This window comes from Cupriavidus sp. CP313 (assembly GCF_054072015.1).
Genome location: NZ_JBSVZB010000041.1, coordinates 15411 through 39977, shown reverse-complemented (window position 1 = coordinate 39977; position 24567 = coordinate 15411). Strand labels below are relative to the sequence as shown.

The 24567-nt window shown below is 63.0% G+C and carries 25 protein-coding genes; 7 read left to right on the top strand and 18 right to left on the bottom strand.

From position 1 onward, the window contains the following. Positions 1 to 195: 195 nt before the first annotated feature. The gene (locus ACW4E8_RS35790) at positions 196 to 984 is read right to left on the bottom strand and encodes a YdcF family protein (RefSeq protein ID WP_456808823.1); all 789 of its coding nucleotides are present in this window, start codon (positions 982 to 984) and stop codon (positions 196 to 198) included. Between the two features lie 696 nt (positions 985 to 1680). On the opposite strand from ACW4E8_RS35790, the gene ACW4E8_RS35785 reads away from it, so the two are divergent. Both ACW4E8_RS35785 and ACW4E8_RS35780 read left to right on the top strand, forming a co-directional pair. Beyond that, a complete protein-coding gene (locus tag ACW4E8_RS35785) occupies positions 1681 to 1953 on the top strand; it encodes a hypothetical protein (RefSeq protein ID WP_456808845.1) in 273 nt (90 codons plus the stop codon). Continuing rightward, positions 1866 to 2417 carry a YdcF family protein gene (locus ACW4E8_RS35780; RefSeq protein ID WP_456808842.1) on the top strand — a complete coding sequence of 184 codons (552 nt, stop codon included), beginning with the start codon at positions 1866 to 1868 and terminating at the stop codon, positions 2415 to 2417. The genes ACW4E8_RS35785 and ACW4E8_RS35780 overlap by 88 nt, the downstream gene beginning before the upstream one ends. Positions 2418 to 2529: 112 nt before the next feature. Here ACW4E8_RS35780 and ACW4E8_RS35775 read toward each other — a convergent pair whose 3' ends face one another. From ACW4E8_RS35775 to ACW4E8_RS35745, 7 genes are all read right to left on the bottom strand, one after another. Then, a complete protein-coding gene (locus tag ACW4E8_RS35775; RefSeq protein ID WP_456808822.1) occupies positions 2530 to 3411 on the bottom strand; it encodes a plasmid partitioning protein RepB C-terminal domain-containing protein in 882 nt (293 codons plus the stop codon). Then, positions 3408 to 4310, bottom strand: a complete 903-nt coding sequence (locus tag ACW4E8_RS35770; RefSeq protein WP_456808821.1) for a ParB/RepB/Spo0J family partition protein — start codon at positions 4308 to 4310, stop codon at positions 3408 to 3410. The genes ACW4E8_RS35775 and ACW4E8_RS35770 overlap by 4 nt, the downstream gene beginning before the upstream one ends. Beyond that, positions 4307 to 5872, bottom strand: a complete 1566-nt coding sequence (locus ACW4E8_RS35765) for a recombinase family protein (protein ID WP_456808820.1) — start codon at positions 5870 to 5872, stop codon at positions 4307 to 4309. Before ACW4E8_RS35765 ends, ACW4E8_RS35770 begins: the two co-directional genes overlap by 4 nt. Before the next feature lie 1656 nt (positions 5873 to 7528). Then, positions 7529 to 8545 carry an ABC transporter substrate-binding protein gene (locus ACW4E8_RS35760; RefSeq protein ID WP_456808819.1) on the bottom strand — a complete coding sequence of 339 codons (1017 nt, stop codon included), beginning with the start codon at positions 8543 to 8545 and terminating at the stop codon, positions 7529 to 7531. 193 nt (positions 8546 to 8738) lie between these two features. After that, the gene (locus ACW4E8_RS35755; RefSeq protein ID WP_456808818.1) at positions 8739 to 10046 is read right to left on the bottom strand and encodes an MFS transporter; all 1308 of its coding nucleotides are present in this window, start codon (positions 10044 to 10046) and stop codon (positions 8739 to 8741) included. 123 nt (positions 10047 to 10169) lie between these two features. After that, positions 10170 to 11102 carry a 3-keto-5-aminohexanoate cleavage protein gene (locus tag ACW4E8_RS35750; protein ID WP_456808817.1) on the bottom strand — a complete coding sequence of 311 codons (933 nt, stop codon included), beginning with the start codon at positions 11100 to 11102 and terminating at the stop codon, positions 10170 to 10172. Between the two features lie 74 nt (positions 11103 to 11176). Then, positions 11177 to 11959: an SDR family oxidoreductase gene (locus ACW4E8_RS35745; protein WP_011614306.1), complete on the bottom strand. Its 783-nt coding sequence runs from the start codon at positions 11957 to 11959 to the stop codon at positions 11177 to 11179. A 96-nt stretch (positions 11960 to 12055) separates the two neighbouring features. Between ACW4E8_RS35745 and ACW4E8_RS35740 the strand changes: the two genes are divergently transcribed. Next, positions 12056 to 12838: a GntR family transcriptional regulator gene (locus ACW4E8_RS35740; protein ID WP_456808816.1), complete on the top strand. Its 783-nt coding sequence runs from the start codon at positions 12056 to 12058 to the stop codon at positions 12836 to 12838. Between the two features lie 380 nt (positions 12839 to 13218). Here ACW4E8_RS35740 and ACW4E8_RS35735 read toward each other — a convergent pair whose 3' ends face one another. After that, positions 13219 to 13647: a helix-turn-helix domain-containing protein gene (locus ACW4E8_RS35735; protein ID WP_456808815.1), complete on the bottom strand. Its 429-nt coding sequence runs from the start codon at positions 13645 to 13647 to the stop codon at positions 13219 to 13221. An 83-nt stretch (positions 13648 to 13730) separates the two neighbouring features. On the opposite strand from ACW4E8_RS35735, the gene ACW4E8_RS35730 reads away from it, so the two are divergent. The 3 genes from ACW4E8_RS35730 to ACW4E8_RS35720 all read left to right on the top strand — a co-directional run bounded on the left by ACW4E8_RS35730 (position 13731) and on the right by ACW4E8_RS35720 (position 16421). Then, a complete protein-coding gene (locus ACW4E8_RS35730; protein ID WP_456808814.1) occupies positions 13731 to 14081 on the top strand; it encodes a DUF2958 domain-containing protein in 351 nt (116 codons plus the stop codon). 285 nt (positions 14082 to 14366) lie between these two features. After that, complete coding sequence (locus ACW4E8_RS35725; RefSeq protein WP_456808813.1) at positions 14367 to 15713, top strand: MFS transporter; 1347 nt, start codon at positions 14367 to 14369, stop codon at positions 15711 to 15713. Between the two features lie 15 nt (positions 15714 to 15728). Further along, the gene (locus ACW4E8_RS35720; RefSeq protein WP_456808812.1) at positions 15729 to 16421 is read left to right on the top strand and encodes a helix-turn-helix domain-containing protein; all 693 of its coding nucleotides are present in this window, start codon (positions 15729 to 15731) and stop codon (positions 16419 to 16421) included. 355 nt (positions 16422 to 16776) lie between these two features. Here ACW4E8_RS35720 and hutG read toward each other — a convergent pair whose 3' ends face one another. The 6 genes from hutG to ACW4E8_RS35690 all read right to left on the bottom strand — a co-directional run bounded on the left by hutG (position 16777) and on the right by ACW4E8_RS35690 (position 21593). Then, the gene (gene hutG, locus ACW4E8_RS35715; RefSeq protein WP_456808811.1) at positions 16777 to 17721 is read right to left on the bottom strand and encodes a formimidoylglutamase; all 945 of its coding nucleotides are present in this window, start codon (positions 17719 to 17721) and stop codon (positions 16777 to 16779) included. A 2-nt stretch (positions 17722 to 17723) separates the two neighbouring features. After that, positions 17724 to 18485 (bottom strand): amino acid ABC transporter ATP-binding protein, encoded by a 762-nt coding sequence (locus tag ACW4E8_RS35710; protein WP_456808810.1) that lies wholly within the window; start codon positions 18483 to 18485, stop codon positions 17724 to 17726. Further along, a complete protein-coding gene (locus ACW4E8_RS35705; RefSeq protein ID WP_456808809.1) occupies positions 18482 to 19150 on the bottom strand; it encodes an amino acid ABC transporter permease in 669 nt (222 codons plus the stop codon). The genes ACW4E8_RS35710 and ACW4E8_RS35705 overlap by 4 nt, the downstream gene beginning before the upstream one ends. Positions 19151 to 19168: 18 nt before the next feature. Then, on the bottom strand, positions 19169 to 19924 hold the full coding sequence (locus ACW4E8_RS35700) for a glutamine ABC transporter substrate-binding protein (protein WP_456808808.1): 756 nt from the start codon (positions 19922 to 19924) through the stop codon (positions 19169 to 19171). A gap of 80 nt (positions 19925 to 20004) precedes the next feature. Then, positions 20005 to 20799 carry an IclR family transcriptional regulator gene (locus ACW4E8_RS35695; RefSeq protein ID WP_456808841.1) on the bottom strand — a complete coding sequence of 265 codons (795 nt, stop codon included), beginning with the start codon at positions 20797 to 20799 and terminating at the stop codon, positions 20005 to 20007. Positions 20800 to 20933: 134 nt separating this feature from the next. Further along, positions 20934 to 21593, bottom strand: a complete 660-nt coding sequence (locus ACW4E8_RS35690) for a methyltransferase family protein (protein WP_456808807.1) — start codon at positions 21591 to 21593, stop codon at positions 20934 to 20936. A gap of 145 nt (positions 21594 to 21738) precedes the next feature. Here ACW4E8_RS35690 and ACW4E8_RS35685 point away from each other — a divergent pair, with 145 nt between their 5' ends. Then, a complete protein-coding gene (locus ACW4E8_RS35685; RefSeq protein ID WP_013955146.1) occupies positions 21739 to 22062 on the top strand; it encodes a nucleotide pyrophosphohydrolase in 324 nt (107 codons plus the stop codon). Between the two features lie 22 nt (positions 22063 to 22084). Here the strand turns inward: ACW4E8_RS35685 and ACW4E8_RS35680 are convergent, their stop codons facing one another. From ACW4E8_RS35680 to ACW4E8_RS35670, 3 genes are all read right to left on the bottom strand, one after another. Next, positions 22085 to 22942: a hypothetical protein gene (locus ACW4E8_RS35680; RefSeq protein ID WP_456808806.1), complete on the bottom strand. Its 858-nt coding sequence runs from the start codon at positions 22940 to 22942 to the stop codon at positions 22085 to 22087. A 224-nt stretch (positions 22943 to 23166) separates the two neighbouring features. Further along, positions 23167 to 23676: a DUF2938 domain-containing protein gene (locus ACW4E8_RS35675; RefSeq protein WP_456808805.1), complete on the bottom strand. Its 510-nt coding sequence runs from the start codon at positions 23674 to 23676 to the stop codon at positions 23167 to 23169. Beyond that, entirely contained in the window at positions 23669 to 24559 is an 891-nt protein-coding gene (locus tag ACW4E8_RS35670) for a class I SAM-dependent methyltransferase (protein ID WP_456808804.1), read from the bottom strand. The genes ACW4E8_RS35675 and ACW4E8_RS35670 overlap by 8 nt, the downstream gene beginning before the upstream one ends. Between the last annotated feature and the right edge of the window lie 8 nt (positions 24560 to 24567).

The window sequence follows — 24567 nt, the reverse complement described above, 5'->3', positions numbered from 1 at the left end:
TCTTTCACGGCAGTGGAATCCGCACAAAGACGCTGGCTCAGGTGTGGCAACCTGATCGGTTGGACGGCCGAAGGTTATTCGTTCGACCCGCCCATTACTACGCGTTGACGGAAGAATGGAGTCCCGCCAGATTCGCGAGACTCTGATTGTCGCAATTAGTAATGGAGGTGCGGCGACATAACGGATTCAGAAGCCTCAATACTCCCTCAGCATCCATCCGCTGATCGCCGCGAAGTACTCACGGAGCCAGGCGTTATATCGAAGATAGAGCGGCGTTCCAGCCCCGACTCCGGCGACCTCCGCGAACCCTGCCTTCCGAGCAATCCGCACTGCCCGCTGTACATGGAAATCGCTGGTCACCACCACAATGGGATCGGTGGCGGCGACGCCCTGCTCTTCAAGCAAGCGCCGGCTGAACACCAGGTTCTCCTCCGTGCTGGTACTACGCCCTTCCCGGAGCACCCTGTCTGCTGCGACACCGCGGGCAATCAGATACTCAGCCATGATGTCCGCCTCTCGGCATTGCAGCCCGTAATCCTGCCCGCCACTGACCGCGACCTTCGCCTGCGGCCACCGCCGAGCCTGCTTCAAGCCCTGATCAAGCCGCGCAACCAGCGTTGGCGAGGCGACGCAGTTCGGCGTGCCGGAGCCGAGGATGACAATGGCTTTCACGGACGAGCTTCCTGGGATGGCGGCTTCGGTGCTGCGGTGGATGCTGTGGAAGAAGACGGCCACTGTCGCCAGCCACAGTGCGAACGCGATCCATGCTGCTTGCCATAGTTGCTGGCGCCTATGGCTGGCTGCTCGCCAGTGGGCTACGCGGGGCCACTGCCATGCAAGGAGCAGGAATGACGCGCCGATGCAGCCTGGCAGGACGATGCCGAAGTTGAAGAGGCCAAGGGTCGTCAATGCGATGGCATCGACAAGAAGCACGGCGCCGCATAGCGCAAGGCCCATGCGGCGCCAGAACGCCTTCGTTTTCATTCCCTGCATTGCGATTGCTCGATTCAGTGTAAGAAAGGTTCGACAGCGAGCGGCATTGGACACCACCTCATCGCATATGTCACCAGTAGAGCGATGCCGTGCCCACAACGAGTAGGCCCAGCAGTTGGACGAGGCGCCTCGGCGTAGCGTCGCAAGCCCTCCAGCCCACCACTGCGAACACAATCGATGGCCCCAGAACGTAGAGGTAGAGCAAGAGCGTGTACCAGGCGGGCACAGTGCAAACACCCACGTCCCAGCAATCCCCCAAGTCTTGAAAGCTCCAGCCGAGACCGAGTCGGAAGGTCACTCGACTTCCGATCCAGCAGGCGGCCCAAGTGGTCGCCGCACCCGCTAGCCAGAACGCAGCGACAGTGTAGGTTCGTCTCATTCGATAACCAAAACAGGAGATTCGCCATCCCGCCTGCCGGCACCGATGCCAATCCGCGCCCGTCATGTTCTCCGATGTACATCCTTTCAAGCAAAATTCAGGATCGGCCTATTGTCACTCAACACGGCTTACTCCCCAGTGGAGGTGCGTAGTGACCCACGTACACCGGACGAGCAGCGAAGCGGTATCCTCTCGTCTTTCGCCTACGTACGCCCCAAAAGGGGCGGGCCGCGGCGGGGGAGCCTTTCGGGCTGACATAAAGACCCGCGCCCCCGCGGCGGCGCATCGGCCTGGCATTGGCGGGCGCCTTGCTGCTGGGTGATGCCATCGCGCTGATGCTGATGGGGCTATTCAACTTTGGTGTCGTGCTCCCCGGTGCGATCGGCGCGGTGTGCCTTGCGCTGTCATGGCGCTGGGAAGTCGTGGCGCAATGGCGTGCCGCCAGCGCGCGGCGTCGATGGATCTGGCGGGCAGGCTGGACTGCATTCGCGGTATGGCTGGCAACGGTGGCGGTGTTCTTCCACGTCATCAGCCGAGCCATTGCCGAAGCTGCGCCGAAGGCAATGCAACCAGGGCCATAATCATCCTTGGCTCCGGGACCCCGCATTGCGCGGCCTCACCAACGCTGGTGGCTCGGTTGGATGAAGGCATGAGGCTGGCACGACATTGGCCTGCGGCGCGGGTGGTGGTAAGTGGCGGCCAGGGCTTCGGGCTGCCGTGCCGTGAGGCGGACATCATGGCGGACTACCTGATCGCGCACGGCTTGGCGCCGGCGCGGCTGATCCGGGAGAGCCATAGCACCAGCACGGAAGAGAACCTGCGCTTCAGCCGCCGGTTGCTGGAGCAGCAGGGTGTGAGTGCCGCGGACCCACTGATCGTGGTGACCAGTGATTTTCACCTAATGCGGGCTAAGGAGATTGCGCGGAAGGCGGGATTCGAGGTGGTGGTAGGGGTTGGGGCGGATACGCCAGCTTATTTGCGGTACAACGCTTGGTTGAGGGAGTATTTTGCGGTGATTAGTGGGTGGGTGTTGGGGGAGTTTTGAGCCCGACATCGGCGCCACGCTAGCACATGCACAAGTGGTATCCGTGACTGATGTTCGTCTTATCGGATGAATCATGCCGATCCACCGCATCTGATGGCGGCATCATGATGACCTATTGATCGAGCGACGTAATCTCCAAGATCGATCGGAACTCCTGGAGAAGGTCGGGCTGCCGATTACTCAGGTACTTGAAAACTGATTCGTTTTCCAGCAGTTTTGTCAAGAATCCTCGAGCGAGAACGAGGTTCAGCACATCTTGGCCATAGGTCTGTTCCACGCCCTTATACTGATCCTGTAGGTTGCCCATCTCGCGCTCCATCTTTGCCATCTGTTCCTGTGTGATGCCCGTTAGCTTCTTCAGCTTCTTGCCATCGACGAGTCGGGTTGCGGGCGTCGCAACTAATAGAGCTTCCGCGTAGGCGACAGAGATATTGTTAGCAGCCACCATCAGGTCCACGCACTCTACCTGGCGGGTGGGTTTCATCTTCCGAATGGCCCTCGTGACCTCCAGCGAAAACTGCCGATCTTTTAGCAATTCAATTGCTTCCGGACAGATCCCATCAAGCAGGTTGACCTTCTTGATGATCAGGCTGACGTCGACCGAAAGAGCCTTTGCCAGTCTCTCTGGCGAGACGCCTCGGTCAATCGCGCGGCGAATCATGTAGTGTTCCTGGATGGTGGCAAGCCGATTGATACGGTTGTTGTATGTATACGCTTCGTCGTCAGTTGCTACGAGACACGGCGCGTCCACAAATCCGAGCTCTCGGATGGCCATTAGCCGAATGTGGCCGTCGAGTAGCATATGGTGGCCGGACTGGTGGTCGACTGCCGTCACAGATAGAGGCTCAATCAGACCGACTTCCTCAATGGAGGATCGGATCTGCTTGAACTTGCGCGTGTTGGCGATCCCGGCCGGGATTTTGCGCGAAGGGAGGATGCAGATCACTGGTACGGAGAGGGGTTCCGGCACGAAGCCGAGCGTTACGCCAGTCATGGCGACCCTCCGACTGGCCAAACTCGCTCTGCGAGGTATTGAGGAAGTGTGGCCAGGGACTCGGCACGCAGGAGATTCACAAAGTTTTCATCGGCGAACAACTGACGGAGAGCTCCGACGACGAACAGCAACCGCTGCTGTGTGAACTCGGCCTTGCGAACCATGGCCTTCTGACGTTCTACCTCGCTCTCGTACGTCCGAACCAGGCTGGACGTTGTGACGTCAGCTTTCTTGGCTGTCATGTATCTGGCGGCCGACCTTCCTAATGTCTGCCGACGTTCGATGATTCGCCGTGCGGTCATTAGTTGTTTGCCGCGGAGTTTCCCTGACTCGTACGCTTCTTGAAGGGCTGCTTGAATCGCCTTGTCGTCATCGCCGGCTCCAGCGATAGACAGCGCCGCGGTCAGTGGGATCTTGCCCTTCTCAACAGCTATCAGAAGGCGCTCTTCACCATGCTGAAGCAGTAGCAGTATGCCCTGGACGTACGTTTGTGTCAGGCCAGTCTTCTCAGCAATGATCTTGGGAGAGTATCCTTGATCCTGCAGTTGCCGAATGCCTGCGAGCAACTCTAGCGGGCGGCATTGCCGGCGAGCGATGTTTTCAGCGAGGCTCATGATGAACGCGTCCTCGTCGCTGACATGCACCACCATCGCCGGAATGGTCGTTTCACCAAGCGAGCGAAATGCCTTCAGGCGGCCCTCGCCACACACCAGAAGATACCTTTCTGCGCCGTTGGTGCCGGCACGGGGTGTTACGGTGATCGGCTTCTTGAGGCCGATTGTCTTGATGTTCCCCACGATCTCCTCGAAGACCCGACTGTTGCGCTCACGTGGATTGATCACTTCGATCTGATCGATCGGAATCATGCGGATCTCGCCTGGCTGATGCTTCGCGTTCATGCTGCCCTCCGCAGTTTGGCGCGCTCTGCCATGTGATAGAGGTAGTCCAGCGTGTCGAAGCGATAGCTCTCATACTCTATGGAGTTACGTTCCGCCAGGCGAATACCAGGCTGCGCGAAATCTAGCCGAGGTAGTAGGTAGTAGTCGAGCGGTGCATCGTTCTGTCCATTCAATCGAACCGCGACCGTGATGTCCGGCAGTAGGCTCGTATCAAACCGAACCTTCCAGTGGTTCCGACCGTTTTCATGTGGCTGGCAGCGTGACAAGACGAGCGAAACAGTGAATTCACGATTGACGTCCAGGAGGTCGGTCGCCGGATCGCGCACGACGGTTCCGCCAAGATCGGCTATGGCCTGCTCTGTCTGCGTGATAATCGTTGGATGTAACTGGCGCAGGAACCGGTTGATCTCAAGATAGCGATAGTCTCGGTCCGGTGTGAAGCCAACAGTTTGGTAGGCGCGGATCAGGCTGCCGAAGTGGTACGCATACACGGCAGATGATGGCATGCCCTCTGTCTCATCGATGATCAGGCCTGACAGGAAGCCGCGGTTCCTATATAAATTCCTCAGCCGCTCGATCAGTTCCTCTGAACTATACCGGCGTGCCCGGGCACGCATGATGCCTTGCGCGGTGTAGAAGACATCCGGTGGTACGATCGGCTTGAATGCGCCATCTTTGCGAATCCACATGTCTGATGAGTTCACGACACGGATCTTCTTGAGTTTGAACGAGACGCGGTTGTAGACGTTATTTCCAATGTACTTTTCGTTGGTCAGTACCTCCCTGACAGTTGCACGAGTCCACTCACGGCCCAAATCCGTGCGGACCCGCATGCCGTTCAGGCGGGCCGCGATTTCATACTCATTTAGCGATTCATCGATGAACCAGTTGTAGATCAGATTGACGATCCGGATCTCATTGTCTGGTCCGGGCATCAGGATGACGCGATCTGTCTGGAGGCTCTTGTGTTCCCCACGGTGAAGTTCGGTCTTCATGAGACCATGCTCGTCAAGCAGGACCCGCCGCAAACCGTAGCCGGCTGGGCCGCCTTGCCGAAATCCGAGTTCGATCAACCGGCACTGTCCCGCGAACACCTTGGCTGAGAGCTCGCGGCTGTATTCGCCGGCCATTGCACGTTTTACGCCCTTCACGATGGTTGACACCGGCGATCCATCGTTCTCGAACTGTTCGGCACAGTACTCGACCTGGATCCCGGCGCGCCGGCAGACGTACTCGTAGTACGCGCTTTCATCAGCATCCTGAAACCGGCCCCAGCGGCTAACGTCATAGACCAGAATCACCTGGAAGTCGGCCATGCCACTAGTGACGTCGTGGATGAGGCGCTGCAAGGCTTCTCGGCCGTCGATTCTTAACCCGCTTTTCCCTTGGTCAGCGTATGTGCGGACGATCTCGAGGCTCCGCTTGGAGGCGTACTCGCGAATCTTGTCGCACTGGTTCTCCGTGGAGTACTGCTGATGCTCCGTGGACATCCGAACGTATTCGACAGCACGCAGGGCCATGCTCTTTGATGGTGCGGCCTCGGTAGATTGATCGACTGCCATGATGATCACGAACCAATGTGCGAACCCGCTCTCACGCTCATGGATCCACCGTTGCTCGTGCAATGCCCGATACCAGTGGACTCTTACGAGGATGCGAATGGGATCGTCTGGAAGCCCTTCGCCGTTCCGGGGAGAGCGCACGGATCCACAATAGCAGGCCGTTTGGCGATACGCCTCACGTCATCTCTTTGCAATCATGGACAGAAGGGGCTCTGGCCGGCGGTAATACAACGATTTCCACCGTCCAGACGTCCATCTTTGCAACGCCAGCGCACGCCTGGGGCTGGAGGGTGTAGATGCCCGACGGGATTGGCGCCGGGACGGATGACACGTCCATCTTTGCAATCAGCCGTCGTCGGTGGTTTCTGGTGCGTTGCTGTTCTCGATTGCGCTCGACATATGCCGGATGCTCCGCCCGATAGTGGGACCAGTAATCCCTGTGACGCATGAGCCAGGCTGAGCGCGCCCGCCCTTGGTTGTCGCGATAGTCGGCATCGGTATGAAGGCGCTGCTTTTGCCATCGGCGCCGGCGTTCGCGCTGGCAGGCGGCACCCGAGCAATAGCACTGCCGTGGTACCTGGGGACGTGGGAGGAAGGGTTGGCCGCAGGCGGCGCACCGTCGCATTGCTTTCATGGCTCGCTCCAATCAACGAACCGAGTATGCGGCTGGTGGGCGGTGAGCTATTCAGCAACGGTAGAAGACGTGGTCGAGGTGAAACGCTCTAGTGAGTTCGTCGGGAGCTCTTCCTACGGGTGATGTCATCTATTTTGTGACTTCGGTAGGAAATTTCCATCTTTTTTGAAAATAGTGAAGATTTGATTCACAGAAAAGGTGGCTAGGTCTTTGATTTGTAAGACCCCTCTTGCCGACTATTTTGTGGGCCGACAGCCGCGATGTAGGTTCTCAAAATAGTTGAGAAAAATCACAAATAAACGACTCGGCCTGGGACGGACATTGCGTCCTCTCTTGATGCGACACCACCGTGCTACTCGCGCCAGAATTTGTGATGCTTGGGACGCAAATTCTGCGCAAGTTCGAATCGTCCGAATCGCAGAAGTGGCAGTCACAATTTCGGTCCGCGCCTTCGCAAAGGCTCGCGCTAAGTGTGGCTGGCCTCCTTTTTGTGGCACAGCTCAATTCTCAGTCGCAACCACAGGTCACCTAGGAATCAACGAGTCTCGGTCGGTTTCATTTTCGCGTGTTCGCACAGTGCTGGAGCATATTCCCCCGGGCCATGTCTTGCGCGCGCCGTCCCTAAGGCCCGATTCGCTAGCGGTCAGGGCACTTATCGAAGATCCATTCGGCTATGCAACCAGCAAGCACGGACGCAACGACTACATCTTCGTCGGGCCGCGTCGCGGATTCATCAATCGAGCGGTTGCTGTGGGCAAGCTTCAGCCCACAAGGGTTGAGGAACCGAGCCTTGGCGCTTTCGCGGTGCTGCGCCAGCGTGGGCGCCGATATGTGTGTGTGATGGAAAGCAATGGAAACGGCAGAGCCGCTTTCGTGAGGTCTGCCTTCGTGGGCCGAATCCCGCCGTCGAAGAATGCTACGTTGAAGCTGTTCTACAAGGTGGCAGACGTGAAGAAGTTCAAGGCATTCAATGAGGGGCCCAAATAGGGGCCATGATGACGCGAGCCCCGTCCCAGCATCAGTCACTCAATGACGCGGTCAGCTCGCTTCAGCAAATCGGGAGGAATCGTCAATCCCAACTCGCGAGCAGTCCTGAGATTGATAGCGAGTTCGCGGCGCGAGACGACTTCGAACGGGGTTTCCGCAGGCTTTGCGCCCTTCAATATCCGATCAATGATGACCGGCAAGCGGGGGAAGTTTTTCGCAACGCTTGTGCCGTAGCTAAGCAGGCCGCCCGAATCGTGCGCGCCTCCCCAGAACATGGTCGGCAGCCGACGACTCGTAGCCAATGTTGCAATGCGCTTGCGCTCTGCAAGCGGCGCGGGAACTTCGAGCACTATCAGCGCCTGGGCGCGACCGGTTTCCATGGCATTGAACGCAGCCTCCAGATCGGGCTTCGGTCCCCGTACTTTCAGTACCTGAGGGGTCACGCCAGCCGCATGCGCAGCGGCGACGTTGGCGCGCTCTATGGGCGCCAAACCGCTGGCGTCGGCGCCAGGGATGTCTGAGTCGCTAAGAACGGCAACGCGTTCAAGTCTGGGGATGAGCGCCTTGAGGATGTCGAGTTGCCGGGACGGAAGGTCTGGGTCATTGTTCGTCGCCCCGGTGATATTGCCGCCGGGTCTCTCCAGCGTTGCTGCGACCCCGATCGCGATCGGATCGGCAACGATCGAGGCTACGATCGGAATCGTCGTAGTCGCCTTTCGTGCCGCGTTGGTGGCGGGGCCGCCATACGTGGCTATGACATCCACGCCTTGGCTGACCAGTTCGATCGCGAGCTCGGGTAGGCGTTCAAGCCTGTTTTCGGCAAAGCGTCCCTCATAGATGACATCGGTGCCTTCGACGTACCCGAGTTGCGCCAGGCCATGGCGGAGTCCTTCGAAGGCGGGATTGGGCTTTCCGTCGACGATGCCAGCCCCGTTTATCAGCGCGCCAACCCGAAAGGGCTTTCGAAGTTGCTGTGCGTAAGTCACGCCCTGGCTGACAAGCAACACTGCGGCTGACGCTGCGGCTCCTGCGAGGATCGTGCGCCTGTCCATTGCATCCCCTCCACGTACTTCTTCAATTTTCGCACCGGCGAGTCCGGAGGCTTGGGACTGCCGGGCAGTCCCTGTCCAATATTCCCTTGATACGCGGCCTCAACGCAGGGATATGTGCGGACACGAACATACTTGCACGGGCGAACCGGCCCCTGCCTTTGCAGCTCGGCCAGTACGGTGACGCTTAAGCCCTTCAGCGTTCCTGCCCCTGCCGCAGAAACGGTGCCACCGCGCAGGCGACAAGCAACAGGCCCGCCATGATGACCAGTCCGTTACGCGTACTGCCGGTCGCCTGTTCGATGATGCCCATCACCGACGGTCCGATGAATCCGCCCACCAGCCCGCAGGTATTGATGAGGGCCAGTCCACCCGCCAGCGCCACGCCCTTCAGGCGGGACGACGGGAACAGGAAGACGATCGACTGCACCACGAAAAACATCAGCGCGGTCAGCGAGAAGCCGACGAGCGCCATCACCGGGCCTGCGAAGGCGGCAATGAGCAGGCCGCCTGCCATCACGACCAGCCCCAGGCAGAGCAGGCGGCGGCCGCGCCGTGGGGTGTTGGCATGTCGGGGCAGCCATGCGGCCCCGATGGCGGCGGCTATCCAGGGCAGGGAATTGAGCAGCCCGATTTCCACGGGCGTGAGCTTGCCGTACGTGCCGATGATGCCCGGCAGGAAGAAGATCACCGTGTAGATCGAGATCTGATGGCAGAAGTAGATGAAGATCGCCAGCCAGACCTGCGGATCACGCATGGCGCCCAGGAACGAGTGGCCACCTTTGCCGGCGCTGGCATCGGCGGCTTCCGCGGCCAGCCGGCTGCGGACTTCCTGCGCCTGGGCTGGCGTCAGCCATGGCGCGCTGTCCGGACCGTCGGGCAGCTTCTTCCAGACCACCGCGGCAAGGAAAACCGCAGGCAGGCCTTCCAGCACGAACATCCATTGCCATCCCTTGAAGCCCCACATGCCATCCATGCCCAGCAGCGCGCCGCCCAGCGGGCCGCTGACGATGTTGGCGATGCAGACGCCGAGCAGGAAGTAGCCCACCGCCCGCGCGCGATCCTCGCGGCCGAACCAGTACGTGAGATAGAGCATCACACCGGGAAACAGCCCCGCCTCGGCCGCGCCGAGCAGCACGCGCATGATGTAGAAGGAGGTCTCGCCCTGGGCAAAGGCCATCGCCGCGGACAGCAGGCCCCACGTCACCATGATGCGTGTGATCCAGAAGCGCGCCCCGACCCGATGCATGATCAGGTTGCTCGGGATTTCCAGCAAGGCATAGCTGAGGAAGAACAGACCCGCGCCCAGGCCGTAGGCCGCGGCCGAGATGTTCAGGTCGACAGCGATGTGGGTCTTGGCGAGTGCAATGTTGGTGCGATCGAGAAAGCTGATCACATAGGACAGCACCAGCAAGGGCATGAGCTTGCGGAACAGTAGTGCGGTCAGCGGGCGGTCTGTCGGCGCGGCCAGCGGCGGCGCGCCTGAGGCGGGTACGGTCTGCATGTGCGTAGTCTCCATCGGCGGATATGGCGCCACGCCCTGGGGCCGCGCGTCACCCGTTCTGCCTGGTTGATGTCTTCAGTGTTCGATGGTTGGGCGGGGCTGGGCCGTGGCGGCCCCGCCGGTTCAGAACGCGGTGCCTGCCGCGCCCTTTAGGTCGAGGATGTCGCGGGCTTCGTCCGGCGTGGCCACGTCGATGTTCAGGGCTTCGAGCACGGTCCGGATGCGCGTGACCTGCTCGGCGCTCGATGCCGCCAGCTGGCCCGGACCGATCCAGAGTGAGTCCTCCAGGCCAACGCGCACGTTGGCGCCCATTGCCGCGCCGATGGTCGCCAGCGGAAGCTGGCCTCGGCCGGCGCCCAGGATCGACCAGCGGAACTGATCGCCGAACAGGCGTCGGGCGGTGCGGTGCATGTGCATCAGGTCCTCGGGATCGGGGCCAATGCCGCCCAGGATGCCGAAGACGGATTGAATGAACACCGGGCCACTGACCAGGCCACGGTCAAGGAAGTGCCGCAGGTTGTACAGATGGCTGATGTCATAGCACTCGAACTCGAATCGCGTGCCGTTGGCATTGCCGATGCGCAGGATGTTCTCGATGTCCTGGTAGGTGTTCTTGAAGATCAGGTTGCGGCTGTTCTCCAGGTGTTCGCGCTCCCAGTCGTGCTGGAATTCCTTGAAGCGGTCGAGCATCGGGAACAGGCCGAAGTTCATCGAGCCCATGTTCAGGGAGGCCAGCTCCGGCTTGAAGGTCGTGGCCGGCAACATGCGCTCTTCCACCGTCATGTGCGGGCTGCCGCCGGTGGTGATATTGATCACGGCGTCGGTCTCGGCGCTGATCCTGGCGAGGAACGGCCGGAACAGCGCCGGGTCCTGCGACGGGCGTCCGTCCTTCGGGTCGCGGGCGTGCAGGTGCAGGATGGCGGCCCCTGCGCGCGCCGCGTCGATGGCGGCGGTTGCGATCTCGTCGGCGGTCACCGGCAGGTGGGGCGACATGCTGGGCGTGTGGATGGCGCCGGTCGGGGCGCAGGTGATGATGGCTTTGGCTCGCTTGGCCATGGTGATTCCTTGGTCGGGTGTTGTCTGGCTGCGGGCCGCGGATATCCGGCGGCCCACGGAATGCGCTGTGCGCGCTAGCTGAGCGCCTGGGTCAGGCCGTCCACGACCATTTCCTGGCCGTGCACATTGGCCGCCTGGTCGCTGCAGAGGAAGCGCACCATGTTGGCGATGTCGCGCATCGTCACCATGCGGCACAGTGCCGCCTGCGACGTGTAGTTGCGCGTGACTTCCTCAAGCGGCTTGCCGAGCGACTCGGCCTTCGCGGCAATGACGGCGCGGATACGCGGGCCGTCGACCGCACCGGGCAGCACCGTGTTGACACGGATGCCATCCGCGCCCAGTTCAAGCGCCAGCGATTTGGTAAAGCCCACCACGGCCCATTTCGACGCGGAGTAGGCGGAACGGCCCGGCATGCCGAGATGCCCGGCAGCGGAGGACAGGTTGACGATCGACGGCGAGCGCCCCTGCCGCAGGCGCGGCACCGCGGCGCGCGCGCACAGGAACTGGCCGGTGATGTTGACGGCAAGCGTGCGCTCCCAGTCGGCCAGGGAGAGTGTTTCGACACCGCCGGTCGGGCCGGCAACCCCGGCATTGTTGACGAGCACATCCAGGCCGCCAAAGGCGCCATCCACCGCCTGGAACAGCGCCTCGACGTCGCTTTCCTTCGACACATCGGCCCTGACTGCCACCACGCCGGGCAACTCGGCACAGACACGTTCGAGACTGCCGCCAGCCACGTCGCAAACCGCAACGCGGGCGCCCGCCTCCACAAAGGCCCGTGTGATCTCCAGGCCAATGCCGTCCGCGCCAGCGGTCACTAGTACGCGTTTGCCGGCGAGCGATTCATCCTTCCACATGATTCCAATCCTCTTGGGAACAGGCGGCTGCCTGCCTTCCGGACGAAGATTAAAACTGTGATCACAGATCAAATATAGAGAATAACCCTATGTGCTATGCTTCGCGGCATGACCCTGAATGACCTTGTGACGCCTCTTGTCCGCCAGACGCTCAGCCGCGATGTCTACACGCAGCTGCGAGACCTGCTGATCAGCGGCCAGATGATGCCGGGCGAGCAGATTTCCCTGCGCAACATTGCCGCCGCACTGAACGTCAGCGTCATGCCGGTGCGCGAAGCGGTGCATCGCCTCGTTGCCGAGCAGGCACTTGAGCTCACGCCAAACCGTGCACTGCGGGTACCGAGGATGAGCGTCAGCCAGTTCGAGGAAATCACAAAGATCCGGATCGAACTGGAGGGACTCGCCACCGCGACTGCAGCGGAGCGCATCACCGATGAGGAACTGAAGCAGGTACAGGCACTGCACCGCCGGTTTGCCGACGAGATGTCGAAGCGCAGTCCCGACGGCGCTGATGTCATCGCCGCGAACCAGGCCTTTCACTTTGCCGTCTACGCGGCGGCGCGCATGCCGATCCTGCTGCAGATGATCGAGTCGCAGTGGCTGCGCATTGGTCCGATCCTGAACCACGACCTCCGCTCCGGATCACGCCGCGTGGAAGAGCGCGTCGCGGTGAAGCATCACGACAACCTGGTCGAAGCCCTGCGCAGGCATGACAGCGCGGCAGCGTGTGCGGCGCTGCGTGGGGATATTGAGAGCGCGGCGGCTTATATTGTGTCGGCGGGAGTGTTGGTCAATGCGGATGACGCTGAGGAAGCAGCGGCCACGCTGGTGCCGGTGAAGCGGGCGGCAAAGGTTGGGCGTGTGGGGGTGAAGCGCTGAACGGTGCTGAGGTCGTTAGCCATTCTGCGCGTGCGATTTGCGCGTACCGGCCGTGGCCGGCGCCGCGACCTGCGGTAGGGCTGGCCGGCAGCAATGCTGCGGGCCCGAAGCCGCTGTACCCCATGAAAGCTCAGGGCACCGATCTAGCCAGCAAGGGTGCAGGTGTTGATCGACCGGCGATATCAGCCACGCTCGCCCAATCCCCCGCGCACCAACCGCTCATCCACCGGCCGCGTCAGCAAGAAGGCCGGCACCCTGTGGTGATCAAGCTCGCTTAGACAGGTGCCTAGGTCCTCTGTTGTGCCGATCAAGCTGCTTCTACTGCGTAGCCAGCTTACCAGTGAAGCCAATAATCCAGTTGGTTCCCACAAGTTGCCCGTCTACTTTGCCTTACTTGCAGGCTCGTTGCCAGATAGCGCGGCGCTTTCCATGACAGGTAGCAGCGTCTCTGCCTGCAGAAGCAGTTGCGAAACACGGACGTTCAGCGCTGTTGCAATTCGCTCAATCGTGCGCAAGTTCGGGGATCCGTCGCCTCTCTCCACGCGACTCACGGCGGCAGTCTGCAAGCCCGCCCGTTCAGCCAAGGCTTCCTGATTTAGGCCGATAGCCTTGCGTCGGAATCGTACCGCTTGGCCGAACGCCTGCTCGAGTTTCATATCCTGCACTTCATTGCCGAAGGCTTGCAGTTTTTCGGCGGTGCAGTTGTCCGTCCAGCCTAGGATTTGCAAATAATAAACAAATTCGTATAATATTATAGAGAAGGGTGACTTTCTTCCGTATTTATCTATGTTTGCGCCGTCAAAATGCAACGTATAAGTCTCATGACTGCAAGGTATGAAGGCTGATTGCGATCTAAGAGGTTTCACGTTCGAGTTCTAGGAGGCTGCAACCCATGGTTCCAACGCTCATTACTGCAGAACAACGCGAGCAACTGCTCGCAAACGGCCACGCGTACGCAGCCGATCACGGAAGCGACCCTCTGCCCATAGTGCGGCTGTTTACCCCTGACGCGCATGCGGCCTGGCTACTGGCCGCGCTGGATCCGACGGATGGTGACACCGCCTACGGTTTGTGCGACGTGGGCATCGGCATGCCCGAATTGGGCCACGTAAGGCTGTCTGACCTCGCATCCATCGTTGGACCGCTCAAAAGGCCGATTCTCCGGGACCTGTACTTCCAGCCAACGCGACCGCTATCGGCGTATGCGCTGCTAGCCCAGCTCGACGGCTCGATTCCCGACTGACCGATCCAGTTGGTCCATTCCTGATGGCTGCCCAGGCAGCCCCTACGGCGCCTCATTAGTTGCAGCGGGGGCTGCCGCTGTTCGCTCAGCGCAAACAACATGGAATGACCGATGGCGTTGGCACCACTTGATGCCCGGGTGCTTCCATGCAGCGTGGCGCATGCCTGGGCGGCATCGCTCACGCGCAAACGATGGGGTCTTGGTCTCAAAAGGACCAGCCCTGACCGAAGTCCATTGATCACAACCTGACGAGGACCGACCGTGAATCCACAACAGGAACCACCTGTGAGTCCCCTGAGCGTACTGGGCGGCGTCTTACCCGCTCCGGCACGCACGCTGGCTGCTCGCGACTACAAGATCTTGGCCCTGGCTGCCCTTGGCGGCACGCTCGAATTCTATGACTTCGTCATCTACGTCTTCTTCGTCACGGTGCTGGGCGCGCTATTCTTCCCGCCCAACATGCCAGACTGGCTGCGACAACTGCAGACGTTCGGCATTTTCGCCGCCGGCTACCTGGCACGCCCGCTTGGCGGCATCGTGATCGCCCACTTTGGTGACCGGCTTGGCCGCAAGCGCATGTTCACGCTGTCGATCTTGCTGATGGCAGCGCCCACGCTGATGATCGGCCTGCTGCCCACCTACGCCAGCATCGGCGTCGCGGCGCCACTGTTGCTGCTGGCGATGCGGGTGCTGCAGGGCGCGGCCATCGGTGGCGAGATGCCCGGTGCCTGGGTGTTTGTCGGCGAACACGTGCCGAGCCGGCACTACGGTTTCGGCATCGGGACGCTGACCTCTGGCATCACGGGCGGCATCCTGCTGGGTTCGCTCGTTGCGGTCGCCATCAATCGACACTACACGCCTGAACAGGTGAGCGATTTCGCCTGGCGCATTCCCTTCCTCCTGGGCGGCGTGTTCGGACTTGTGTCCGTCTACCTGCGCCGGTTTCTGCATGAGACCCCCGTGTTCCGCGAGTTGGCTGACCGCAGCAATCTGGCGCGCGAACTCCCGATCCGCACCGTGCTGCGCGATCACCGCTCGGCCAGTCTGTTCGTGGCACTGCTGACCTGGGTACTTTCGACCTCCATCGTCGTGGTGGTGCTTTACACGCCCGCCTACCTGCAGAAGGTCCATCACATTCCCGCCGCGCTCGCTCTCGAGACCAATGCGTTCGCCACCCTTACGCTGACCATCGGCTGCGTGATCGTTGGATGGGCGTGCGACCGCATCGGCACCCGCGCCGTCATGCTGATCGGCTGGAGCGGGCTGTTCATAACCGCTTACCTCTTCTACGGCAGCCTGCCCGGCACGCCTGCCACGCTGTTCTGGCACTACGGACTGCTGGGTCTGTTCGTCGGCACCATCGCCACCGTGCCGATTGCCGGCGTGCGCGCCTTTCCGGCACCAGTGCGGTTCACCGGTCTCTCGTTTGCCTACAACATGTCTTACGCAGTCTTTGGCGGCCTCACGCCGATGATCCTCACGCTGTGGCTGCAGCACGACACCATGGCGCCTGCTCACTATGTGGCAGTGCTGGCCACTGTCGGATTCTTGCTTGCATTCCGGCCCCTCGCCAGGTGCGGCCATGCCATGCGCAATGGCGTGGCCAGCACGGCTGGCCACGTCGGTCGATGACGGAGGAGCAACGCAATGAACGCGACGGAAAACACGCCACCAGTACGCCTACTGACTCCCGCCGAGCTGGCTGTCTGCATCAAGGTGTTCCGCGACGCCCGGCAATGGACTCAAGAGCAGTTGGCCGTGATCGCCGGGCTCAACGTGCGAACCGTTCAGCGCGTCGAGCTAGGCTGGCCCGCCGGCCCCGACACCTGCCGGGCGCTGGCCAGCGCATTCGATTTCCTGGACATCGACGCGCTCAACAAGCCATTCGCGATTCCACCCGAAGACGAACTCAAGGCTGTGCAGGAACAGTTCGACCGCGAGCACATCACCTTCACGGCGATTCCGCTGACCACGGGTAAGCAGTTGGTCGAGCTGGCGCAGACCAGCACGATGGACATGTCGCAGCTGGCCTTCGAGATGGGCGGCGAAGCGGATAAACGCTTCGCCGCGCTGATGGAAAATTTCCGCAACTACCGGGATTGCCAGGACGCCTACACCGAAGCGCAGAAGCGCGAGGCGGCTGACAAGATGCAAGCCAACATCGATGTGCTCAAGACCCTTGGCGTTTCGCTACGCTATGCCGAGCGCAAAGTGCTGCTGGAGGGGGGCTCGGATCCGGACAAGCCAATGCCAGCTAACGTCCTGTACGTGATCGGGTTTCCGCTCGGCAAGGAACCCAAGCTATTCGCGACGCCAACTTCCGTTGATATCCGCCTGTAGGCTGACGGTTGAAGATTCCACGCTCACAAGGGCCGCTCTCGCGCCCACAAACCGAAACGCGGTTGGCATGGCAGATGATGAAGAAGGGCAGATGCGCACGGCGCACCTGCCGGCGAAAGCCGACGATGACGATTTGTTCGATCACGCAGACCCTTCCGCCCCGCAGTTGGTAAGTGGCGACTGGCGGCCCGGGGGCGCGGCAAGACGGCCGCGCCGGCGCAGGACTGCCCTCGCCTCGCTTTATCAATTCTGATCAGAATCGCTAAATCTAGCGAAGGGCAATACTATCGCCGGGCGCTGCGGTTGCCAACTAAGGGGCGGCCGGGCTGCGTGATCTGAAGGTCAGCCCTGAAGGTCAGCCGAGCAGCCGCCAGGCCAGCCGCGCAGCCACGCGCGCGCCCTGGTGGTCGCGGTCGTACTGCGGGTTGTACTCGGCCAGGTCGGCCACGCGCAGCTTGCCGCTGCGGCGGGCAAGCATGGACACTTCCTCCACCACCGGCAACGGCACGCCATAGGCGGCGGGTGCCGACACGCCCGGCATCACGGCTGCCGGCAGCGCGTCGAGGTCGATGGTCAGGTACAGGTGGTCCGTGGCATCGATGCGCGCCGACAGTTCGGCCAGGCGCGATGCCAGGTGCCGCTCCTGCATGTCCACGTCTTCCACGTAGCAGACGCCCAATTCGTCGGCGCGGCTGAAGAGCGCCGGCGTGTTGCTGAGGCGGCTGACGCCCAGGCAGACATAGTCGAACGGCTGCCCGCGTTCGGCGCAGGCGTTGGCGATCTGGTCGAACGGCGTGCCGGAGCTGGCGGGCCGGCTGGTGCGCAGGTCGAAGTGGGCGTCGATATTGATGATGAGCACGCGCCCGCCATCGTCCTGCGCATCCAGGTGCGCGCGCAGGCCTTGCCACGTGCCCCAGGCCACTTCATGGCCGCCGCCCAGCACCAGCGGCAGGCCGCCGCGCGCCAGCACGTCGCGCACGGTGCCCGCCAGCGCCAGCTGGGCTGACTCCAGGTCGCCGTCCTCACAGCTGACATTGCCGGCGTCGTATAGCGCGGGCAGCCCGTGCGCCGGCACGTTGGCCAGCGCCTGGCGGATGGCGTCGGGGCCATGCGCGGCGCCGGGACGGCCCTGGTTGCGCAGCACGCCGGCGTCGCAACGGAAGCCGAGCAATACCGGCGCGCCGCCGAGGGGCGTCGCGTCTGCCGCTTGCAGCGCGTGCACGATGCGGAACAGGCGCGTGGTGTCGCCACGCTCGCCGTTGTCGACACGGCCCTGCCAGGGATTCTGCGTCACAGCCATCCTCACGCCCGCGTCAGCACGGCCTGCAGGAAGCCGCGCGTGCGTTCCTGCGTCGGCGCCGAGAAGATGACCGACGGCGGCCCGGCCTCAATGATGCCGCCGCCATCCATGACGACCACCACATCGGCCACTTCGCGGGCGAAGCCCATTTCATGGGTGACCACGACCATGGTCATGCCTTCGGCGGCCAGCACCTTCATCACCTGCAGCACTTCGCCCACCAGCTCGGGGTCCAGTGCAGAGGTCGGCTCGTCGAACAGCATCACGCGCGGCTCCATGGCCAGTGCGCGGGCAATGGCCACGCGCTGCTTCTGGCCGCCCGACAGGCTGGCGGGCATGGCGTGGGCCTTGTGCGCAAGGCCAACTTTCTCAAGCAGGCCCGTCGCCTTGCGCTCGGCTTCCTCGCGCGAGGCGCCGCGCAGCATGCGGGGACCCACCGTGACGTTGTGCAGCACCGACAGGTGCGGGAACAGGTTGAACGACTGGAACACCATGCCCACTTCCGTGCGCAGCTGGTTCAGCTCGTGCTCGCCGATCGGCTGGCCGTCGGTCACCAGGCGCTTGCCGACGATGTCGACGGTGCCGGCCTCGGGTTGTTCCAGGCCGTTGCAGCAGCGCAGGAAGGTGCTCTTGCCCGAGCCGCTGGGGCCGATCACGACCACGACCTGCGACGGCTCCACATCGAAGTCGATGCCGCGCAAGACCGTATGGCCGCCGAACGATTTGCCCAGGTTCCGGATCCGGATGATTGCGGAATCGCTCATTGCACCATGCCTCCCATGCGCAGCCGTTGTTCGGCGCGCCGCAGGATCAGCCCGGCCGCGCTCGTCAGGATCAGATAAACCAGCGCGATCGCCAGATAGACTTCCAGCGACCGGTACGACACGCTGATGATCTTCTGGCCCTCGTGCATCAGGTCGGCAATGGTCAGCAGCGACACCAGCGCCGAGTTCTTGATGAGGGCGATGAACTCGTTGCCCAGCGGCGGAATCATCCGCACGATGGCTTGCGGCAGGATCACCGCGCGCATGGCCTGGCCGGAAGACATGCCGATCGAGCGGGCGGCTTCCATCTGGCCCTTGTCCACGGACTGGATGGCGCCGCGCACGATTTCCGACACATACGCGCCGGAATAGATGCCCAGCCCGATCACGCCACACACAAAGGCCGGCAGCAGGATGTTGAACTGCGGCAGCCCGAAGAACAGCAGGAACAGCTGCACCAGCAGCGGCGTGCCGCGGATGAAGGTCACGTAGGTGGTGCAGATGCCGTAGATGACGCGGCGATTCGGGTCCAGCCGGCCGATGCCGACCAGCAGGCCCATGACGCAGCCCAGCACCAGCGCGCAGGCCGTCACCTCCACGGTGATGACGGCGCCGTGGACGATGTCATGCCAGCCGGCAAAAACAGGAGAAAAATCCAATTCCATGGTGATGATCCGCGCGGCTTACTTGGCGGCCGTGCCGAACCATTTCTGGGTCAGCCTGGCGTAGGTGCCATCGGCCTTCACTTTGGCGAGCGCCGCATTGAGGGCGCGGGTCAGCTCGGGCGTGTCCTTGCGCACGGCCATGCCGTATTCCTCGGTGGTCAGCGGCTGTTCCACCATGCGCAGGCCGCCGCGGGTCTTGACGTACTGCATCGCGGCCGGCTTGCCGGTCACGGCGGCATCGGCGCGGCCGATCTCGACGAGGTTGAACATTTCCTGGTTCTTTTCCACTTCCACACGCTGCACCTGCGGATACGTGTCGCGCAGGAAGCTGACTGACTTGGTGCCCACCTGCACGCTGACCTTCTTGCCGTTCAGGTCAGCCGGGGCGTGGACGGTGGTGTTGCCGCTCTTGACCAGCGCCACCAGGCCGCCGACGTAGTACGGCTCGGTGAAGTCCACCACCTTGCGGCGCTCGGGGGTGATGTAGATGCCGGACACCGCCATGTCGAAGCGGCGCGAGACCAGCCCGGGGATCAGGCCCTTGAAGTCGATGTCGGTCCATTCGACCCGCTTGCCCATCGTCTTGGCCATGGCCTCCACCAGCTCCACGTCAAAGCCGGTGCGCTTGCCGTTCTCGATAAATTCCATCGGCGGGAAGGTGGCGTCGGTGGCCACGCGCAGCACGGCATTGTCCTGCGCGTGCGCGGCGGTGCCGAGGGTCAGGGTGGTCAGGGTTGCCAGGCCGGCCATCAGGCATTTGCGACGAAGGTTCATGGAAGTCTCCTATTCTCGGGAACGAGGGATCTGCCGTCGCATGGTTCTGCCGACGGCGGCGGTAATGAATTACTTGGTATTCAGTAAGACTGCAGCCGGGCGGAAATCCGCATCGCCGCTGCCACGGTCATGTCGATCAGCGCGGTTTCGCGCCCTTGCCGCCGTGTGGCCGGCACCATCAGCGTGATGGAACCCAGCGCATCGGCCTTGCTGCGCCGCGAGAAGAGCGGCGCGCTCACGCCCCACACGCCCGGATCCACCTCGCCCTCGCTGACGGCGTAGCCGGTCTCGCGAATGGCGGCGAGCTCGGCCAGCAGCCGTTCGGCTTCGCTTGGCTCGCACTGGGCCCGGACCAGGCGCTCGCGCGCTTCATCGCGCATGAACGCCAGCAGCGACTTGGCCGAGGCACCGGCGCGCAGCGGCACACCGCGGCCCTTCTCGAACGAGCAGCGCAGCGACTGGCGGCTCTCCACCATCTCCAGGCACACCGCGTGATCCTTGACGGCGACGACCAGGCCTACGCTTTCATCGGACTGTTGCGCCAGCAGCTGCATGTCGGGCAAGGCTTCGCGCGCCAGGTGCGAGGCCATGTCAAAGCCGAGCGCCAGTTGCAGGCTGATCGGGCCCGGCGCGTATTCACCGTCGGACTCCAGCACAAAGCCCCAGCGCTTGAGCATCATCAGTTGCCGGTAGAGCGTGCTCTTGGGCAGGCCGGTCTTGGCAACCAGCTCGCGCACCGTGATCGGCGCGCCGTGTTGCGCCAGCGCCGCCAGCACGAACAGCACGCGATCGGCACCGCCCGCGGGCTGGCCGGGTTCGGCAGGCGTGGGTGTCGCGGGCTTCACGGCGGTGGGGTTGTCGACGGCATTCAACATAGGGCCCAAGAATAGGACCTGATTCCCATAAATCAAAACCGCTAGTCCCGGAAAATGGGAATGAATGACTAGGGATAACCCTTGATGACTGGCAATTTGATCTGCCAAGTGCGTGGGGCGCCGCTGCGCCGCGATCAGTAGATGCCCGGCAGCATCCGCCAGGTCCGGTCGCAGTACGACGCGTACTCGTCGCCAAACTGGTCGCGCAGCAGCGCTTCTTCCGCCTGGATGCGCGCCAGCAGCACCGGCACCATCAGCAGCGTCAGCACCACGCCCACGCCGGAGCGGAACGCCAGTACCCATCCCAGCGAACTGACCAGGAAGCCGAGGTAGCTCGGATGCCGGATCACGCCATAGATCCCGGTGGTCACCAGCGTATGCCCCGGCTGGATCGCCACCAGCCCGCTGAAGCGCCGCCCCAGCACAAACACCGGCCACAGCCGCAGCACGCCGCCGCCGGCAAACAGCGCCACGCCGATCCAGCGCATGGTGTCGCCATCGAGGGTCCAGAAGCCGATACGGTCGGTAAAGGGCGGCAGGTACGCCGCCAGCAGCCCAAGCACGCCAAACACTGCCAGCACCCAGCGGTTGCCGCGGTCCTCGCGCATGCCGCTGCTGATGTTGCCGCCGGAGAAGAGTGCCGCGATGGACAGGGCGAACAGGACCAGGGTCAGGGCCACGCGCGCGGGGTGCGCGAAGAAGGGGGCGATGCCGCCCCAACCTGCGATGGCGATGGCCAGGTAGGCGAGCGTGCCGGCCAGGGTGGCAATCGCCAGGCCGGGAGTCGGGCGCATGGGGAACCTCCGTTGAGACGGTGGATGCACAAGCGAAGGGTAAGCCTCAGGCGGCCCGGGTGTCGAGGGCGGCCGAGTCGTGCTTAAATCTGCGTTTTGCGCCGGCGCATGCCGGGGCGCAGTGAACCGCTTTCGCCACACCACCATGCCCCTGATCGACATCAAGAACCTCCAGCAAGCCGCCCAAGACTTTGGCAAAGCCCGCAACTGGGGCAAGTACCACAGCCCCAAGAACCTCGCGATGGCGCTGAGCGTGGAGGTGTCTGAGCTGGTCGAGATCTTCCAGTGGCAGACCGACGCGGAATCGCGCGCCATCATGTCCACCGACGAGCGCGACCATGTGGAGCAGGAGCTTGCCGATATCACCATCTACCTGGCGCAACTGGTGACGGCGCTGGGCGTGGACCTGGATGCGGCGATCCGGGCCAAGATGGAGATGAACGCCAGGAAGTACCCGCTGCCGGAATGAGCCGCCCGGCGACGGAGTGAGCTCACGACAATGGCCGGCTCCCCGTCAGGACGCACAACAGCAGCACCCCGTTCAAAGCGAGCAGTCCGCTCACCAACAGCACGATGGGCGGCGCATCCCGTGTCCGCTCGCGCAGGCGGGTGACCCCCGGCAGCCACTCGCCGCGCGTACGCCGGGACCAGCAGGCGATGCCCGCGCTGCACATGCCCAGCCACGCCAGCGTGCCCAGCGATGCCCAGCCGCGTGGTTGCGGCGCCAGCGTCGGACGGATGGAAGCCTGTTGGGGCGTCGGGCCGGAGGCTCTTTGGATCACTACAGGGGGCACTTGCATCCCCGGTTCTGCCAACGGCTCTGACGGTGGCGGAGCTGGAAGCTGCTCCGCTGCTGGTTGAGCCGCTGGAGATGGCGCGACGGCTGGTCGCGAGGCCTCGATTCTGATCGCAGCTTGCTTGTTCCTCGACGCCTCCCGCGCCCGCGCCGCTGGCGGCGTTGGTTGCGGCGCGGCAGCCTGCGGGGGTGGCTTCATGCCTGGCTGCCGGCGCCAGCTGGCAAAGACCCTGTCCAGGCATGTCACCGACGTGCAGGCGTCCCGGCGCTCTCGCCAGGCGGCGATGTCGCTCCTATGGATCGCGCCGGCGCGCAGCCGGCGCTGCTGGTCCGCATGGATGCGCTCGTGTTCGCGCTGGAGCATCGCGTGATCGCAGATCAGGTCGGCGGCGTGCGGCACTGACTGCAGGCAGGACGTGCCGGCGGCGAGCGGATCGTCGCAGCGGGAAGGACGCAGCGTGGTCTTGCAGGCGATATCCGACGCCTGCGCACTGGCAGTCAGCAGAAGACTGAACGCGATGCACGCGGCCAGACGGCCCGAGAGCCTTGTCATCCTGTCTCCCCGTGATAGTGGGGATCGTCCGGCGCTGAAGCGCGCGCCGATGGACTTCTATTCTGGTACGGCGCCAGCAATCTACGGTTCGATATCCCACAGAACTGCGCAGCAAACTTTGTGGGCGGTCTCGGATGCGTGGCTGAGGCCACAAATCCGGAAAGCCGTGGAGATTCCTCTCTACCTTGGATCGGACAACGGCTGCCTGCCGCTGTACCCGCTTGTCAGATCGATCCTGCTACCAGACTCACAACCCAACCAGCCACATAGAGCCCCAGCCCGAACACCGCATGCGTCACCAGGCTATGCGCCCGTGCCACGTTTGGCCGTGGCGTGCGGCTCGCAGCGATGCCGGCCCCCATCGCCGGCTGCATCAGCAGGAACGGTGCCGCCACACTGCCGATGCCGACGATCAACGCGGGTGCCAGCGTCGGATGACGCGCCCAGTCGAGTCCCCATAGCCCCAGCAGGATGGCCGCGAACACGATGCCGGTCAGGTAATGCGCGATCCAGCCGATCCCGCGCTCGCCGCGCACCGGTGGCGATGCAGCGATGGGATGGTGGCAAAGGCGTCCTCGCGGCAGCCACGCGAGCCAACGGCCTGCCAGTCCATAGTCCAGCGCAGGGACGCCCATGAACCGCTTGCGGAGGATGGCCCAGGCGTCCATCACCAGCGTTGCGCCGGTGCCGATCACGATTGCATTGAACAGGAGCGCCATCGCTGTATCAGGCATGGGCAGTCCCCCCGGCCGTCTGTGATGAAGCCGAAGCCCTGGCGGTGATCATCCAGCAAGCAGCGGTGTAGCGCACAGTTGCGCCATGAACGTAAGGCTCGAATGCTGCGCGGACGGTTTCGATGACGCTGGCGCGTGTGCTTGCATCAGCCTCGCGCAGGGCCAGGCCGACGGGACCCAGGCGGGATAGGTAGTCCACCAGCGCAGGCTCTGGCAGTGTGCAGGCGATGTCGATCGGCTGGATATCGATCCCGGTCCAGCCGCCCTCTTTCAGGATGGCATGCACGCGCTGGCGGTCGCCGAAGGCGAACTGCCCCGGCGCACCCGGCTGCCGCGGCGGCAGGTTGGACAGCAGCGGTGCGGCCGCTCGCTCGGCGGTGGTCATGAACGGATTCTCTGCGGCGCTGCGCCAGGCGATGCAGTGGAGCGTGGCATCCGGTGTTGCGGACTGGCGCAGGTTGGCAAAGGCCCGGACCGGATCGCTGAAGAACATCACGCCCAGGCGCGACACGATGCTGTCGAAGCTTGCTGGCGCGAAGGCGTAGTCCTGCGCGTCGGCGCGAATAAAGCTGGCGGTCGAGCCGTCCTGCTGCGCGCGTGCCCGTGCAACGGCGAGCATAGGCTCGGAAATATCGATGCCGGTGCACCTGCCCTGCGTGCCGAGCTTACGCGCCAGCGCGATCGTAGAGCTGCCGGTGCCGCAGCCGACATCGAGCACATGCTGTGCAGAGCTCTTGCCGACCGCATCGACAAGCAGGCCTTCCAGCGGCCGGAGCATGTCGTCGAGCACCGCCTGCTCCGCGACCCAGGCATCGCCGGACGGGCCGTTCCACAGTGCGGCCTGGTCGCCGCCGTTGCTGCTGGTCTGTTGTTGCTCACCCATGGTCGTAT